This window comes from Bacillus sp. FSL H8-0516, assembly GCF_038635285.1.
GTDB lineage: Bacteria > Bacillota > Bacilli > Bacillales > Bacillaceae > Bacillus > Bacillus safensis.
The window spans coordinates 3335381-3351160 of the sequence record NZ_CP152051.1 but is presented as its reverse complement, the minus strand read 5'-3'; the positions used below and the strand labels follow the sequence as shown (position 1 = coordinate 3351160).

15 protein-coding genes are annotated in these 15780 nt (G+C 44.1%); 11 read left to right on the top strand and 4 right to left on the bottom strand.

The annotated features are described in order from the left end of the window. Window positions 1-183 precede the first annotated feature (183 nt). On the top strand, window positions 184-1182 hold the full coding sequence (locus MHB67_RS17045) for a S66 peptidase family protein (RefSeq protein ID WP_342492660.1): 999 nt from the start codon (window positions 184-186) through the stop codon (window positions 1180-1182). A gap of 229 nt (window positions 1183-1411) precedes the next feature. On the opposite strand, the gene MHB67_RS17040 is transcribed toward MHB67_RS17045, so the two are convergent. The 3 genes from MHB67_RS17040 to cls all read right to left on the bottom strand — a co-directional run bounded on the left by MHB67_RS17040 (window position 1412) and on the right by cls (window position 3911). After that, window positions 1412-1666: a hypothetical protein gene (locus MHB67_RS17040; protein WP_024423759.1), complete on the bottom strand. Its 255-nt coding sequence runs from the start codon at window positions 1664-1666 to the stop codon at window positions 1412-1414. 73 nt (window positions 1667-1739) lie between these two features. Further along, the gene (gene uvsE, locus MHB67_RS17035; RefSeq protein ID WP_342492659.1) at window positions 1740-2702 is read right to left on the bottom strand and encodes a UV DNA damage repair endonuclease UvsE; all 963 of its coding nucleotides are present in this window, start codon (window positions 2700-2702) and stop codon (window positions 1740-1742) included. Between the two features lie 12 nt (window positions 2703-2714). Beyond that, window positions 2715-3911 carry a cardiolipin synthase gene (gene cls, locus MHB67_RS17030; protein ID WP_197202540.1) on the bottom strand — a complete coding sequence of 399 codons (1197 nt, stop codon included), beginning with the start codon at window positions 3909-3911 and terminating at the stop codon, window positions 2715-2717. 142 nt (window positions 3912-4053) lie between these two features. Between cls and MHB67_RS17025 the strand changes: the two genes are divergently transcribed. The 8 genes from MHB67_RS17025 to pyrG all read left to right on the top strand — a co-directional run bounded on the left by MHB67_RS17025 (window position 4054) and on the right by pyrG (window position 13548). Further along, entirely contained in the window at window positions 4054-6165 is a 2112-nt protein-coding gene (locus MHB67_RS17025; RefSeq protein ID WP_185853910.1) for a heterodisulfide reductase-related iron-sulfur binding cluster, read from the top strand. Between the two features lie 103 nt (window positions 6166-6268). Continuing rightward, window positions 6269-7462 (top strand): acetyl-CoA C-acetyltransferase, encoded by a 1194-nt coding sequence (locus tag MHB67_RS17020; protein ID WP_122631631.1) that lies wholly within the window; start codon window positions 6269-6271, stop codon window positions 7460-7462. Continuing rightward, on the top strand, window positions 7462-8325 hold the full coding sequence (locus MHB67_RS17015) for a 3-hydroxybutyryl-CoA dehydrogenase (RefSeq protein WP_024423755.1): 864 nt from the start codon (window positions 7462-7464) through the stop codon (window positions 8323-8325). Before MHB67_RS17020 ends, MHB67_RS17015 begins: the two co-directional genes overlap by 1 nt. A gap of 11 nt (window positions 8326-8336) precedes the next feature. Beyond that, on the top strand, window positions 8337-9449 hold the full coding sequence (locus MHB67_RS17010) for an acyl-CoA dehydrogenase family protein (protein WP_342492658.1): 1113 nt from the start codon (window positions 8337-8339) through the stop codon (window positions 9447-9449). A gap of 16 nt (window positions 9450-9465) precedes the next feature. Further along, the gene (locus MHB67_RS17005) at window positions 9466-10608 is read left to right on the top strand and encodes an acyl-CoA dehydrogenase (RefSeq protein ID WP_133744464.1); all 1143 of its coding nucleotides are present in this window, start codon (window positions 9466-9468) and stop codon (window positions 10606-10608) included. A 139-nt stretch (window positions 10609-10747) separates the two neighbouring features. After that, entirely contained in the window at window positions 10748-10945 is a 198-nt protein-coding gene (locus MHB67_RS17000; protein ID WP_197172998.1) for a hypothetical protein, read from the top strand. 216 nt (window positions 10946-11161) lie between these two features. Continuing rightward, complete coding sequence (gene rpoE, locus MHB67_RS16995; RefSeq protein ID WP_044330927.1) at window positions 11162-11701, top strand: DNA-directed RNA polymerase subunit delta; 540 nt, start codon at window positions 11162-11164, stop codon at window positions 11699-11701. Between the two features lie 239 nt (window positions 11702-11940). Further along, window positions 11941-13548 carry a CTP synthase (glutamine hydrolyzing) gene (gene pyrG, locus MHB67_RS16990; RefSeq protein ID WP_133744466.1) on the top strand — a complete coding sequence of 536 codons (1608 nt, stop codon included), beginning with the start codon at window positions 11941-11943 and terminating at the stop codon, window positions 13546-13548. 40 nt (window positions 13549-13588) lie between these two features. Here pyrG and MHB67_RS16985 read toward each other — a convergent pair whose 3' ends face one another. Beyond that, window positions 13589-14119: a DUF2529 domain-containing protein gene (locus MHB67_RS16985; protein WP_024423749.1), complete on the bottom strand. Its 531-nt coding sequence runs from the start codon at window positions 14117-14119 to the stop codon at window positions 13589-13591. A 180-nt stretch (window positions 14120-14299) separates the two neighbouring features. On the opposite strand from MHB67_RS16985, the gene MHB67_RS16980 reads away from it, so the two are divergent. Then, the gene (locus MHB67_RS16980) at window positions 14300-14674 is read left to right on the top strand and encodes a response regulator (protein ID WP_003214681.1); all 375 of its coding nucleotides are present in this window, start codon (window positions 14300-14302) and stop codon (window positions 14672-14674) included. A 178-nt stretch (window positions 14675-14852) separates the two neighbouring features. Continuing rightward, window positions 14853-15710 carry a class II fructose-bisphosphate aldolase gene (locus MHB67_RS16975; protein WP_024423748.1) on the top strand — a complete coding sequence of 286 codons (858 nt, stop codon included), beginning with the start codon at window positions 14853-14855 and terminating at the stop codon, window positions 15708-15710. Window positions 15711-15780: the final 70 nt, after the last annotated feature.

The window sequence follows — 15780 nt, the reverse complement described above, 5'->3', positions numbered from 1 at the left end:
GCATTCGCCCGCAGTTCTGCGTGCCGGTGCTCACGAATGTCAATTCGCTCCGCTCCGGTACTCGTCCTTTCTAGGGCTGCAAAGGTTTTCTATCACGCTGAATGAAAAACAATCTGAGCCCTTTTGATAAAGGGCTTTTTTTGTTAGGATAGAAAAAACGTTTGTAGGAAGGATCTGATTTGAATGAAGGGGCTTCGGCGATTACAAAAGGGCGATAAGATCGGTATTTTTTCACCTTCTAGTCCTGCATCAGCGACCTCGCCTCTTAGGTATGAGCGGGCGAAGAAGTGGCTTGAGCAGAAAGGATTCATTGTGGTACCAGGATCATTAACAGGGAAAAAGGATCACTACCGTTCAGGTACAATTCAAGAACGAGCAGATGAGCTGAATGAGCTGATGGCTAAAAGGGACTTGTCGTGCATCATGTCAATGATTGGCGGGACGAATTCAAATAGTTTGCTGCCTTTTCTTGATTTTGACCTGCTGAAACAACATCCGAAAATCATGATCGGTTATTCAGATGCGACAGCGATTCTTTTAGCGGCGTACGAAAAAACGGGACTGCCTGTTTTCTACGGGCCGGCGCTTGTTCCTTCTTTTGGCGAGTTTGAACCGTTTGTCACTTATACATATCAGTCATTTGAGGACATCCTGATGTCCCATCAAACCATTCCTTATCAGATTGAAAAACCGCCTTTTTGGACAGATGAACGAATCAATTGGGAAGAAAAGACGGGTGATAAAAAGCAGCGTCCGAACGATTGGCTGTGCGTCATAGAGGGACAGGCAGAAGGCAGATTGATCGGCGGGAACTTGAATGCGATGTACGGCATATGGGGAAGTGAGTTCATGCCAGCCTTGAAAAACGGAGACATCCTTCTCATTGAAGATTGTATGAAAACCGCGTCAGTTGTAGAAAAGAACTTCTCTTTATTGAAAGTAAATGGAGTGTTTGAACGGGTATCTGGGATTCTCTTAGGAAAACATGAGCTGTTTGATGACGAAGGGACGGGCAAAGAACCTTACGAGATTTTACTTGAGGTGCTCGGGGAGACAAAAAGACCGCTCATCGCTGACTTTGACTGTGCCCATACGCACCCGATGCTTACGATGCCAATCGGGGCACAAGTGAAAATGGATGCATCCTCCAAACAAGTTTGGTTAACAAAAGAGTGGATATAGCAAAAGAGCAGCCCGAGGCTGCTCTCCCAGCATGTAGACAAACCCGCGCATTCGGTGTCAGGTCTGCGTGCCGGTACTCACGAATGTCAAATTCGCTCCGCGCCGGTACTCGTCCTTCCTAGGCTGCAAAGGTTTTCTATCACGTTGAAAAGAAGACAAAGGGCTAAAATCAACATCATTTTAGCCCTTTGTCAACCAATCTGAAAGAGCAGCCCGAGGCTGCTCTTCTTTATGAAACCGTCTCTTTTTCAAACGGCTGAAGGAGATCTTGCGCTTTTTTCCCCTCTACGACAATTAAGTAGTCAGACTCTAAATGAGTGAGCCTGAAGGTTTCAAGCTCTACGATGTTCTTAATGCTGCACATTGTTTTTTTAGAATACACATATATACGATGCTGAGCCTGCTGGCACTTTTCATAAAGAGAAATAAGCTTATGTAAATTCAACGCTTTCGCAGCGATTCGGATTGAATAGATTTGAGACATCTTCATATCCTCCTGTTAATTACTTTCTCACAATAGCTTTGTTACCCCCATTTGCACAAAGGTAAACCTTTCTTTATGATTTCCACTCAATGGTTCCTCCGCCCGTCCGCCGATTGCCCCTTATCGCAGACAGCTCTTCGACTAGACGGAGCAGAGCCTGATCCTTTAATTTTGCTTCAATCATGAAATCTACATCCCGGCCATACGGTTTTAATGCTTGAAAAAGCGGTAAGACAAAATTCATATCTACTCCATCTGCATGACTGCGTATAGCTTTTTCTGATTTTGGTGAAGACAAATGGATTTTGGGCGGAATGCCAGTGTTTGTCCACGTGTCGAACATTCTTGACAGGATGTCATCGAGTGCGGCATCGTCATCTTTATTTGCCACGTGATGATGGTAATCAAAAACAAACGGAATGTCATGCTTTTCACATACACCAAGCGTTTCGAGCGACGTATATGTTTTGTCATCGTTCTCAAGTGTCATTCTCGCTTTGATATGAGCTGGAAGCTGTTTGATATTTTCATCAAAGCGTTGAAGAGCCGATTCTTTATCGCCGTACGCCCCGCCTACATGAATGTTCATGTAGGCTTCCTTATCGAGCTTCATCGCCTCAAGCATCTGATAATGATACGTCATATCGATGACGGCATTTTCTGTAATTGAAGGTTTGGGGCTAGTAAACAAGGTGAATTGATTGGGGTGAAAGCTGACCCGTAAGCCGTGCCGTTTCACCAGCTTGCCGATCTCAAGAAATTCTTTGTGAAAAGGTGTCACAAAGTCCCAGAGCACCTCTGGATGGGTCGCGAGCGGGACGATCGAGCTTGAAAAACGGTAAAGCGGGATATCATGAGCAATGGCGAAATAAAGCGTTCTTAATGTATTCACGAGATTGGCCTTCGTTGTTCGCAATAAAGCCTCTTTTCTTTCTTCCTTAGCGAGCTTGCTGTATCTAGCAAAGGTCAGTGACTTGGCAGGAGAAGCCTCCCACAAGGTGACGGCATTTGATACATAACCAAATCGATAACGCATAGGTCATCTCCTTTATAAAAAATACGAGAACATGGCGGCAACCCACTCAAGCGGCCGAGTGAAAAGCGGGCGCTTTGACAATGTTTCTTCTGTCAAGATCTCAGAAACCTCCATATGCTCCCGAATCTTTTCTTCTACGTGTGCAGTAAAAGCGGGATCATCAATGGCTACATCTACTTCTTCGTTTAAAAACAAGCTGCGTTTATCAAAATTCGCGGTACTGATCATACAGCGGCTGTGATCAATCAAAATGGCTTTCGAATGATAAAACCCTTTATAAAAACGATAAACAAGACATCCAGAGGCAATGAGGTCCTTCAAATAATGAAAGCCAGCCTCTTTGACAAGTGGATGATCCGCTTTCATTGGAATGATGATTTCAACTGTGACGCCCCGCTTTCGTGCATCAAGCAGCGCCTTCAGAAGAGGGGCTGATGGAATAAAATAAGGCGTACAGATGATGATCTGTTTCCTCGCCTGCTGAATATCTTGGAGAAATAAAGCTTCTAAAGAAAAGCCAGCAGTCGCGCGTGTTGTGCATTGTAATGTTCCCGGTTCCAATGCAGGGAAAACCTCATATTGCAGCTGATGAATGCCAGACGAACGGTACAAATCATTCAGAAACACATGCTGGAGATCTGCGACAACCTGTCCGGTCATCCGCAAATGATAATCCTTCCAAATGCCAAACCGGCCTTTCTTCCCAACATATTCATCGCCTATATTAAATCCGCCAATATAGCCAATTTTCCCATCAATCACCGTAATTTTACGGTGATTTCTCATGTTTAGACGGTAAATCAAAAAAGGAAAACGAGGCTTATTTAAAAAGTAAAATTGAATGCCGCTTCTTTCTAGCACGTCAATCGACTTTTGATCAAACGGATAGGAGCCTAATCGGTCGGTCAGCAAAAAGACGGAAACGCCCTGCTCCGCTTTGGCTTTCAATGCTTGGAACACCCTTTGACCAATCTTGTCGTTCTTTACAATAAAGAACATCATATGAATAGAAGAAGAGGCCTGCTGTATATCCGTAAGCAGCTGATCGAAAAATGGTTCGCCATCATGATAAAAGGTGGCATCGCCGCTTGTTTGGTCAAAAGACCGTTCAAATGCATGCGTAGAAAAATATTTCTTCCCCATATAAAGGTCTAACATGACGAGCAAAACGATGGCAATGAGTACGAGTAGGATGATCAATGCGATCATGAAACTTCCTCCTTTTTTGCATATTTCAATAGTGTACCCAAACGCGTAAAAAATATTGACTGAATACTCATTCATTATTTATGATAGAGGTACAACATGGAAACGGAACAAAGTGGGTTTTGGGAATGAAAGGGGGAGCAAGATGAATAGCCTTTTAATTATCAACTTGATCGCATTTGCGGCGGTGACCGCTTACGCAGTGTATTTGTTTGTTTATCTCATTCGAACACGAGCGGCGTATATTCGTCTTGGTAAAAAAGAAGAGTTTCAACAAGACATGAAGAAACGCTTAGAGCGTGTTTGGGTCAATGTATTTGGGCAAAAGAAGCTGTTAAAGGACAAGAAGAGCGGCATCATTCATGTGCTGTTTTTCTACGGATTTATCCTTGTACAGTTCGGAGCCCTTGATTTTATTCTGAAGGGGCTTATTCCAGACAGCGGGCTTCCTTTAGGTCCGGTGTACGGCGTCTTTACGTTTTTCCAAGAGATTGTCACACTTCTCATTTTAGTGGCCGTTGTATGGGCGTTCCATAGAAGATACGTGGAGAAGCTTGTTCGTTTAAAACGAGGCTTCAAATCGGGTCTAGTGCTTTTATTTATTGGCGGCTTAATGCTGACAGTGTTACTTGGGAACGGCATGAACATCATCTGGCATGGACACTCTCTATCACCAACTGAGCCAATCGCTTCTAGTATTGCTTTCTTGCTGGGCGGAATTTCACCTCTGGCGGCTGCCATTGTTTTTTATGCCGCATGGTGGGTGCATCTTCTTATTTTGCTGACATTCTTAGTATATGTTCCGCAGTCAAAGCACGCCCATCTGATTGCAGGGCCTGTGAACGTATTTGTCAGCAGATTAGACCCGCCAGGCAAGCTGCAAAAAATCGATTTTGAAGATGAGACACAAGAGACCTTCGGTGTGGGGAAAATTGAAGACTTCCGTCAGTCTCAGCTCATCGATCTTTACGCTTGTGTGGAATGTGGGCGCTGCACGAATATGTGCCCGGCAACAGGGACAGGGAAGATGCTGTCTCCGATGGATTTGATATTAAGGTTAAGAGATCATTTAACCAATAAAGGGGCCGCTATTACATCAAAGACACCTTGGGTCCCGCAGCTAGCCTTCAAGCAGACAACAGGAAACCAGCTGGCACTGCAGGCGAGAGGAGCAGGTGCGGAAGAGTCGGCTGCCAGCTCGATATATCATCCTTCTCTTATTGGAGAGGTCATTACAGAAGAAGAAATCTGGGCATGTACGACGTGCCGAAACTGTGAAGACCAATGCCCTGTCATGAATGAACACGTTGATAAGATTATTGATATGCGCAGATATCTTGTGCTGACCGAAGGGAAAATGGACGCGGATGCACAGCGTGCCATGACAAGCATTGAGCGCCAAGGGAACCCGTGGGGGCTGAACCGGAAAGAAAGAGAAAATTGGCGTGAACTGAGAGAAGATGTGCATGTGCCGACAGTGAAAGAGCTGAAAAAAGCAGAGCAAACCTTTGATTATTTATTCTGGGTTGGGTCAATGGGGGCATATGACAATCGAAGCCAAAAGATTGCGCTTGCCTTTGCGAAGCTACTCAATGAAGCGGGGGTCTCCTTTGCGATCCTAGGCAATAAAGAGAAGAACTCAGGTGATACACCAAGAAGACTCGGAAACGAATTTTTATTCCAAGAGCTTGCTGCAAAAAACATTGAAGAATTCCAGAAAAACGGCGTTACAAAGATCGTCACGATTGATCCACACGCCTATAACTTATTTAAAAATGAATATCCAGACTTCGGACTTGAGGCAGAAGTGTATCATCATACAGAATTACTGGCAGAGTTAGTGAAAGAAGGGAAAATAACACCTGAACATGAAGTAAACGAAGTGATTACCTTCCACGACTCTTGCTACCTAGGCAGATATAACGAAGTGTACGACCCGCCAAGAGACATTTTAAAAGCCATTCCTGGTGTGACGCTGAAAGAAATGGAGCGCAATCGTGAAACTGGTATGTGCTGCGGAGCAGGCGGGGGCTTAATGTGGATGGAAGAAGAGACGGGTACCCGGATTAACACTGCACGAACGGAGCAGGCGTTACAGGTCCAGCCGTCCATCATCAGCTCAGGGTGTCCTTATTGCTTAACGATGCTGGGAGATGGGACGAAGGCGAAGGAAGTAGAGGAGCAGGTAGGCACATTTGATGTCGCCGAACTTCTTGAAAAATCAGTGTTTGGTGAGTCTGGAAAGCAAGTGTCGTAAACATGACAGGCCGATGAATAGGATGTTCATCGGCTTATCCATGGCGCTGTTTCATCAGCTGCCTAAATGATATGTAAGCGGTAACAAACGGGGAGGGGCATATATGAGTACGACGGTCATTGTATCTGGAGCAAGAACACCATTTGGAAAACTAGGCGGTGCTCTCAGTGGTTTGACTGCCGCAGAACTAGGCGGTATAGCGATCAAGGCTGCACTGGAAAGAGTTTCGGGTTCTCATGAAATAGATGAGGTCATCATGGGATGTGTTTTACAAGGAGGGCAAGGGCAGATTCCTTCAAGGCAAGCAGCAAGATATGCTGATCTTCCTTGGTCTGTTCCAACACAAACCATCAATAAAGTCTGTGCATCCGGAATGCGCAGTGTGAGCACGGCAGATCAAATCATTCGAGCCGGAGATGCTGAGGTCATCGCAGCGGGCGGTATGGAATCGATGTCTCACGCTCCTTATCTGCTAAAAAAAGCGCGATGGGGCTACAAAATGGGAGATGGTGCAGTACAAGATGCGATGATTTTAGATGGGTTAACCTGTTCGTTTACAGGCGTTCATATGGGTGAGTATGGAAGTACGGCTGCAAAGGAGCTCGGCATTACGCGCGAAGAGCAGGATCTGTGGGCGCTCAGAAGTCATGAACGGGCCATCGAAGCGCAAAAAAACGGCTTTTTTCAACATGAAATCACCCCCGTCACCGTCAAAATAAAAACGGGAGAACGGCTGATCACAGAAGATGAGTCTCCGCGGCGTGATACGTCATATGAACGGCTGTCTAAGCTCATGCCTGTATTTGATCAGAAGGGGACCATCACCGCTGGAAATGCACCAGGTGTCAATGATGGTGCAAGTGCGCTCCTTTTAATGAAAGACACGTATGCTGCACGGCATGACGTAAAGCCAATGGCAGTTGTTCTCGGCCATGCTCAGGTTGCTGTAGAGGCGAAGGATTTTCCGAAAACACCAGCCTTTGCTATCGAGAAGCTTTTAAAGAAAACAGGAAAGCGCCTAGAGGATATTGATTTGTTTGAAATCAATGAGGCCTTTTCAGCTGTGGCTTTGGCATGTGAAAAAATAACCGGGATCGACCGGCGGAAAATGAATATCAACGGGGGGGCTGTCGCACTCGGTCATCCGATTGGGGCAAGCGGAACACGCGTGATATTGACATTGATTCATGCATTAAGACAAAGAGGCGGAGGCATTGGCATTGCGGCGATTTGCAGCGGAGGCGGTCAAGGAGATGCCATCATGATAAAGGTAGATGAAAAGGGAGGCGTTTATTGATGAGTATAGAAGAGACCGTTATGGTCGTTGGGGCTGGTCAAATGGGATCAGGCATTGCCCAAGTGTTTGCTCAGTCAGGCTATACAGTCCTGCTCCATGATGTATCAGAAAAGCAGATTCATCGAGCGATTTCCTCCATGACCAAACAACTGACGAAGCGGGCAGAAAAAGGAAAGCTGGCACATCAGGCAGTCCGAGATATTACGCAGCGGCTTGCCGTTTCCACAGATTTAAAAGACATGCAACAGGCTCATTTAGTCATAGAAGCCGCATCAGAACAAATGAGTGTGAAAAAACAAATCTTTGAAACACTTGATCAATTTGCAGAGGCTGAGGCCATATTTGCGACAAACACGTCTTCCTTGTCGATCACAGAATTAGCAGCTGTGACGAGCAGACCGGAGAAAGTGATTGGCATGCATTTTATGAATCCGGTTCCTGTCATGAAACTGGTTGAAGTCATTCGAGCACTGCAAACGAGTGATGACACATATCAAGTTGTTTATGAAACAGCGAAGACATTAAACAAAACCCCAATTGAAGTGGAAGACTTCCCGGGGTTTGTATCAAATCGCATATTGATGCCAATGATCAATGAAGCCATTTACACCCTGTATGAAGGCGTAGCAGATGCAGAAAGCATTGATGACGTGATGACACTTGGGATGAATCATCCAATGGGGCCGCTTCGTCTAGCTGATTTCATCGGACTGGATACATGTTTATTTATTATGAATACCCTTCACGAGGGACTTGGAGACAGCAAATATCGACCTTGTCCTCTTTTGAAAAAATACGTGAATGCAGGCTGGCTGGGCAAAAAGACAAAGAGAGGTTTTTACACATACCACGACCACTCATAGGGGGAGTCAAGATGGATGTTTTGCTTACGGATAAACAGCGTCTCTGGAGAGAACAGACAGCAGAATTTGCACGCCAGCGTATATTCCCTGAAGTAGAAGCCATGGAACAAGGCCGGTTTCCAAAAACCCTTTTAAGTGAAATGGGACGGCAAGGCTATCTAGGAATTCCAATACCAGCTTCGTATCAAGGCTTAGGCGCAGATTTTACAACGTATATCATCGCAATCCATGAATTATCGAAAGTGAGTGCGACCATTGGTGTCATTGTGTCCGTTCATACATCTGTTGTGACGATGCCTATTTTGACTTTTGGAACGAAGGAACAAAAAGAAACTTATGTGCCGCCGCTTGCATCCGGGAAGAAGCTGGGCGCCTTTTGTTTGACTGAACCAAAGGCTGGATCAGATGCCTCCAGTATTCAGTTAAGAGCAGAGCGTGTGGGCGACGATTATGTATTAAATGGGACGAAAATCTTTATCACAAGCGGCGGAGAAGCAGAACTGTATCTTGTTTTTGCGGTGACCGATCCGGCTTCTGCGAGAAAAAATATATCGGCGTTCATTGTCGAGAAAGATACGCCGGGATTTACGATTGGAAAAGATGAGAAAAAGATGGGACTGCACGGTTCAAAAACAGTCACGCTTCATTTTGATGGCGTGCGGATTCCAAAAGATCGGCTGCTCGGTGCAGAAGGAGAGGGCTTTCAAATTGCCATGTCCAGCCTAAATGCAGGGAGAATCGGAATTGCGGCTCAAAGCCTTGGCATTGCAGAAGCCGCTTTAACCGAGGCAGTGGTCTATTTAAAGAAGCATCCAGCAGGTCTTGAAACGACCATTCGGCTGGGCGATTTGGCGGCGAAGCTTGAGGCGGCCAAACTGCTCGTCTATCAAGCGGCTTCTTTCAAAGAGGCAAATCGATCGGTCACAAAGGAAGCATCAATGGCAAAGCTATTTGCGTCAAAAACGGCGGTAGAGATCAGTACAGAAGCGATCCATTTGCTAGGCATGGATGGTTATACGAATCGCTATCAAGCAGAACGTTACTTTCGTGATGCGAAAATTTGTGAAATCTATGAAGGAACAAGTGAAATTCAAAGGCTGGTCATCTGTAAACAGCTAATATGAAACGAGGTGGCTCACGATGCAGTTCCAATTAAGTGATGAACATGAAATGATTCAAAAAATGGTGAGAGACTTTGCGAAAAATGAAGTGGAGCCAACAGCAGCAAAGCGAGACGAAACAGAGACATATGATCCATCTATTTTTCGCAAAATGGCGGAGCTTGGTTTGACGGGTATCCCTTGGCCGGAAGACGTGGGCGGAATTGGCAGTGACTATTTAGCCTACGTCATAGCAGTTGAGGAGCTTTCAAGAGTGTGCGCCTCTACAGGCGTCACCCTGTCCGCTCATACATCTCTTGCTTCATGGCCAATCTATACATTTGGAACAAAGGAACAAAAAGAGAACTACTTAAAGCCACTTGCAGAAGGACAGAAGATAGGAGCATACGCGCTTACTGAGAGCGGTTCAGGCTCAGATGCCGGCGGGATGAAGACAACGGCCGTCAAGGCAGGCAGTGAATATGTCCTGAACGGGGCGAAAATTTTTATTACAAATGGAGGCATTGCAGATTATTATATTGTGTTTGCCGTAACAGACCAAGAAGCTTCGTCTCGAAATACAACTGCTTTTATTGTAGAAAAAGAGACACCTGGTTTTTCCGTTGGCAAAAAGGAAAGTAAACTGGGCATACGTTCTTCGCCAACAACTGAAATTCGATTTGAAGATTGCCGAATTCATGAAAGGAACCGGCTCGGTCAAGAAGGAGAAGGGTTCAAAATAGCCATGATGACACTCGATGGCGGCAGAAACGGCATTGCTGCACAGGCGGTTGGGATTGCTCAAGGCGCTCTTGATGCGGCGATTGATTATGCCAAGGAGCGTAAACAATTTGGCAAACCAATCATTCAGCAGCAAGGGATCGCCTTTAAGCTGGCTGATATGGCAACAGCGATTGAAGCATCAAGGCTGCTTACTTATCAGGCGGCATGGCTTGAAACGAAAGGCCTCCCGTATGGAAAGGAATCAGCCATGTCCAAGCTCTTTGCCGGTGATACAGCGATGAAGGTGACGACAGAAGCGGTTCAAATCTTCGGCGGGTACGGCTACACAAAGGATTATCCAGTCGAACGATACATGCGTGATGCGAAAATCACTCAAATTTATGAAGGAACACAGGAAATCCAGCGTCTGGTCATCTCAAGGAAACTGCTAGATATGTAGAAAACAAGCAAAGACCGCCTGAACGTGAGGTGGTCTGTTTTCGTTCGTCATCAGTTTTCAAATGTAAGCGCATTGTCAATGTTCATCCATATCATCATCGTGTTATGTTAAAATTAGGGAAAATATCAATATGGAGGTTATGAACTCAACAATTATGGGCATTTTGGCAATCGTCACGATGGTGATCTGGATCATGGTGTCCGCGGAGCTTTCGAAATCTCCAAAAAAGCAGGAAGAAAAAGAAAACAGCCGCAGAAAACTAATCGTACTCATGTCTGCTGGAATGTTATTCACGATTCCTATCGTTGTCTCACTCATTCAGAACATCCCATTTTAAAACAGACGAGAAAAAACTGAACGACAAAAAGCATGCCGTACACACTCTAGGTGCTCCCCGTGAGAAAAATCAAAAATTAACATCAATAAAGGTGGCATAAACTCCCCTAATTTGTTTATAATGAGAGGTATGGTTTGTCGTAAGAATAAGGTATAAATACTTATTATTTCACTGATAAATGGATACATACATGTAATAGAAAGGGAGTGTCTGACCTTGAGTTTGAAAGAATACTCACAGGAACAGCTCAAACAAATGTCTTTAGTTGAACTTGCTTATGAAATTTTCAGAGACAGCAAAACACCAATTACGTTTTCCGAGTTAATAGATGAAATTGTCCGTTTGCAAGGAATACAAAAATCCGATCTTGATGATCGACTTGCTCAATTTTATACAGACTTAAATATAGATGGCCGCTTTATTTCGTTAGGTGATCAGAGATGGGGACTTCGCAGCTGGTATCCAGTTGATCAAATCGAAGAAGAAGTTCAGCCAGCTGTGAAAACAAAAGCGAAAAAGAAAAAATCAAAAGCAGCTGTCGTTGAAGACGACTTCGATGAGATCGAAGAGGAAGAAGAAATCGACGAGCTTGAAGAAGACCTTGATCTTGTTGAAGACGACGATGATCTCGACCTAGACGATGATGAAGAAATTGAAGAAGATCTTGAAGACTTCGACGAAGATGATGATGAAGATGATGACGGCTTAACGGAGATTGATGAAGACGATTTAGACGATGATGAGGAAGAGAAATAACCCTCTCAAACCGGTCCTCAAAACAGGACAAAACCGTCTTGACTTTCCTGAGCGAACTATGTAGTATGTATTTTGGGCTCTCTAAAAAAGAGTACGTAAAGATACGTTCATTTACGCTCCCTTTCATTTATTTGAAAGGGAGCTTTCTTATTTTTCAAGAGATTTAGGGATACACTCTAAAAAGGATGAAGCTGTGCATGTGTAGACATGCAAGGGTAAAAAAGAGAGGAGCATACGAAATGACAAAGTATATTTTTGTAACAGGAGGAGTTGTTTCCTCACTTGGAAAAGGAATCACGGCTGCATCGTTAGGCCGCCTTCTGAAAAATAGAGGGATGGATGTTACCATTCAAAAATTCGATCCATACATCAACGTAGACCCAGGGACAATGAGTCCATACCAGCACGGTGAGGTTTTTGTCACAGATGATGGTGCGGAAACAGACCTTGACTTAGGTCACTACGAGCGTTTCATTGATATTAACTTAAACAAGTACAGCAACGTCACAACTGGTAAAATCTATTCTACTGTTCTGAAGAAAGAGCGCCGCGGTGATTACTTAGGTGGAACAGTACAGGTCATTCCCCACATTACAAATGAAATCAAAGACCGCGTGTACCGTGCCGGAAAAGAAACGGGTGCAGATGTGGTCATTACAGAAATCGGCGGAACAGTAGGAGATATCGAATCCCTTCCATTCCTTGAAGCCATTCGTCAAATGAAGAGTGACATCGGCCGTGAAAACGTGATGTACATTCATTGTACCCTTGTTCCTTACATCCGTGCAGCGGGTGAATTGAAAACAAAACCAACACAGCATAGTGTAAAAGAACTTCGCAGTCTTGGTATTCAGCCAAACGTCATCGTGGTCAGAACGGAAATGCCAATGACGCAAGATATGAAGGACAAAATTGCGCTATTTTGTGATATTGATACAAAAGCTGTTATCGAATGTCAGGATGCAGACACGCTATACTCCATTCCGCTTGATTTACAAAAACAAGGGCTGGACAAGCTAGTATGTGAACATATGAAACTTGACTGCCAAGATGCGGACATGACGGAGTGGACAGCGCTTGTTGATAAAGTGCAAAACCTTTCGAAACAAGTCACAATTGGTCTTGTAGGGAAGTATGTTGAGCTGCAAGATGCTTATATTTCAGTCGTTGAATCACTTCGTCATGCTGGCTATGCGTTTGATGCAGATGTTCAAATTAAATGGATTAATGCAGAAGAAGTGACAGCAGAGAATATCGCTGATTTCGTACAAGATGTTGACGGCATTATTGTTCCTGGAGGCTTCGGAGACCGCGGAGTAGAAGGGAAAATCATTGCTACACAATTTGCCCGTGAAAACAAAGTGCCATTCTTCGGAATCTGCTTAGGAATGCAAGTGGCATCTATCGAATACGCAAGAAACGTATTAGGCCTTGAAGGAGCTCATTCAGCGGAAATTGATCCTGAAACAGCATTCCCAATCATTGACCTTCTTCCAGAACAGAAGGATGTAGATGATCTAGGCGGAACACTTCGTCTCGGTCTATACCCTTGTAAATTAAATGAAGACTCAAAAGCATTTGCTGCATACAATGACGAAGTGGTCTACGAACGCCACCGTCATCGCTACGAGTTTAATAACGAATACAGACAGCAAATGGAAGCAGCAGGCTTTGTCTTCTCAGGTACAAGTCCAGACGGACGTCTTGTTGAAATTATTGAGCTGAAGGATCACCCTTGGTTCCTTGCTTCTCAGTTCCACCCAGAATTTGTTTCAAGACCGACAAGACCACAGCCGTTATTTAGAGATTTCGTTGGTGCTTCACTTCAAGCATCTGAATCAAAATAAAACAAAAAACTGCCGAGAATATCACTTCTCGGCAGTTTTTTTATTCATATTCCTCGACGATTTCCTTCACAGTAAACGATAGAGCGTGGTAGACGTATAAGCAGGTCATTAAAGCAGGATAACCAAACCTTGTCCCATCTTCAGCGGGCACAAGCGGTTTCTTGAGCTGGAAATCAATGTGGACATCACAATGCTCTTCAATCGTGGACGGCTCCTTTTGGGCCGGTCCTACACCAACAACGGGCGTACCTTGTTCGTGCAGTTCTTTGACAAGAGATTGAATTTCTGGATCTTCTGGGTCTGAATAAAATAGCAGCACCCTGTCACTTGGATGAAGTAAGCTGCGCTCCTTTTGATCGAGCGGCAGTACCTTCGCACCGGGAAATGGCTCCTTGCTTTCAGATGCCTCTAGGGCGACAGCAGCCAGTTCATTCTTTCCGTGAAAATAAACGGCATGTCCACTGACAACAGCCTGTGCAAGAAGGCGTGCACCGTCCTCAATCGCTTCAGCCTGCTTTTCTCCAATACGTGAAAAAATACCTGATAACTGGGTCGTAAAAATTTTTAACAAGACTCATTTCCTCCTTCGGTCAGATCATTTTATAATAGAATATAAAGAGAATATTAGGAAAAATGCTCAGAAAATGTCGTAAAGTAAACTATTATAATTAAAGGAAATGTGAAAATCAAACAGAATTATTTAACAACAGCTCTTTTTATGGCGAAAAATGAAAGCAATGGGGTGTAACAGATGAATGAGAAAATTTTAATTGTCGATGATCAGTACGGTATTAGAATATTATTGAATGAAGTGTTTCATAAAGAAGGCTATCAAACCTTTCAAGCTGCCAATGGACTTCAGGCATTAGATATTGTGAAAAACCATAGACCGAACCTTGTCCTGCTTGATATGAAAATTCCCGGAATGGATGGTATCGAAATTTTAAAACGAATGAAATTAATTGATGAAGACATTCGAGTCATCATTATGACAGCCTATGGAGAATTAGATATGATCCAAGAATCCAAAGAACTCGGTGCATTGACGCACTTCGCTAAGCCTTTTGATATTGATGAAATCCGAGATGCTGTTAAAGAATACCTGCCGCTTGAAACAAATGGCTAGATGGAAATGATTGAATCGAGTCATTCTGTTGCCGATTTGTCGAATAATTGGTATTCTAGAAAAGAAGAAGAAAGCGATCTGACTTTGAAAGTTTACATATGGCGAGAAATTCTGGTCATGCTAGGGTGGAGAGCTTTTTTTAGCAAGCAAATTAGCTACATAGGGAGGATTTTTCATCATGCCTTTAGTTTCAATGACAGAAATGTTGAAAGACGCAAAGGAAAAAGGTTACGCTGTTGGACAGTTTAACTTAAATAACTTAGAATTCACGCAAGCGATTTTACAAGCTGCTGAAGAAGAGAAATCTCCTGTTATCTTAGGAGTATCTGAAGGAGCAGGACGCTACATGGGCGGCTTCAAAACAGTTGTCGCAATGGTTAAAGCGTTAATCGAAGAATATAATGTAACAGTTCCTGTTGCGATTCATTTAGATCACGGTTCAAGCTTTGAATCTTGTGCAAAAGCGATTCATGCAGGATTTACTTCTGTCATGATCGATGCTTCTCACCATCCATTCGATGAGAATGTGGAAACAACTGCGAAAGTCGTTGAACTTGCACATTTCCATGGTGTGTCTGTAGAAGCTGAACTTGGAACTGTTGGTGGGCAAGAAGATGACGTCATCGCTGAGGGCGTTATTTATGCTGATCCAAAAGAGTGCCAAGAGCTTGTAGAACGCACTGGTATTGACTGCCTTGCACCTGCATTAGGTTCAGTACATGGTCCATACAAAGGTGAACCAAACCTTGGTTTCGCTGAAATGGAAGAAATCGGTAAAACAACTGGTCTTCCACTTGTTCTTCACGGTGGAACAGGTATCCCAACTGCTGACATCAAGCGTGCAATTTCACTTGGTACAGCAAAAATCAATGTAAACACTGAAAACCAAATTGCTTCTGCGAAAGCAGTACGCGAAACACTTGCTGCAAAAACAGAAGAGTATGATCCACGTAAATATCTTGGACCAGCTCGTGACGCAATTAAAGCGACTGTTATCGGCAAAATGCGCGAATTTGGTTCTTCTAACCAAGCATAATTTGATGAGAACCGAAAGCCGCCTGAGTCACAGGCGGTTTTCTCCATATCTTGAGAAAGCGCAATCAAAT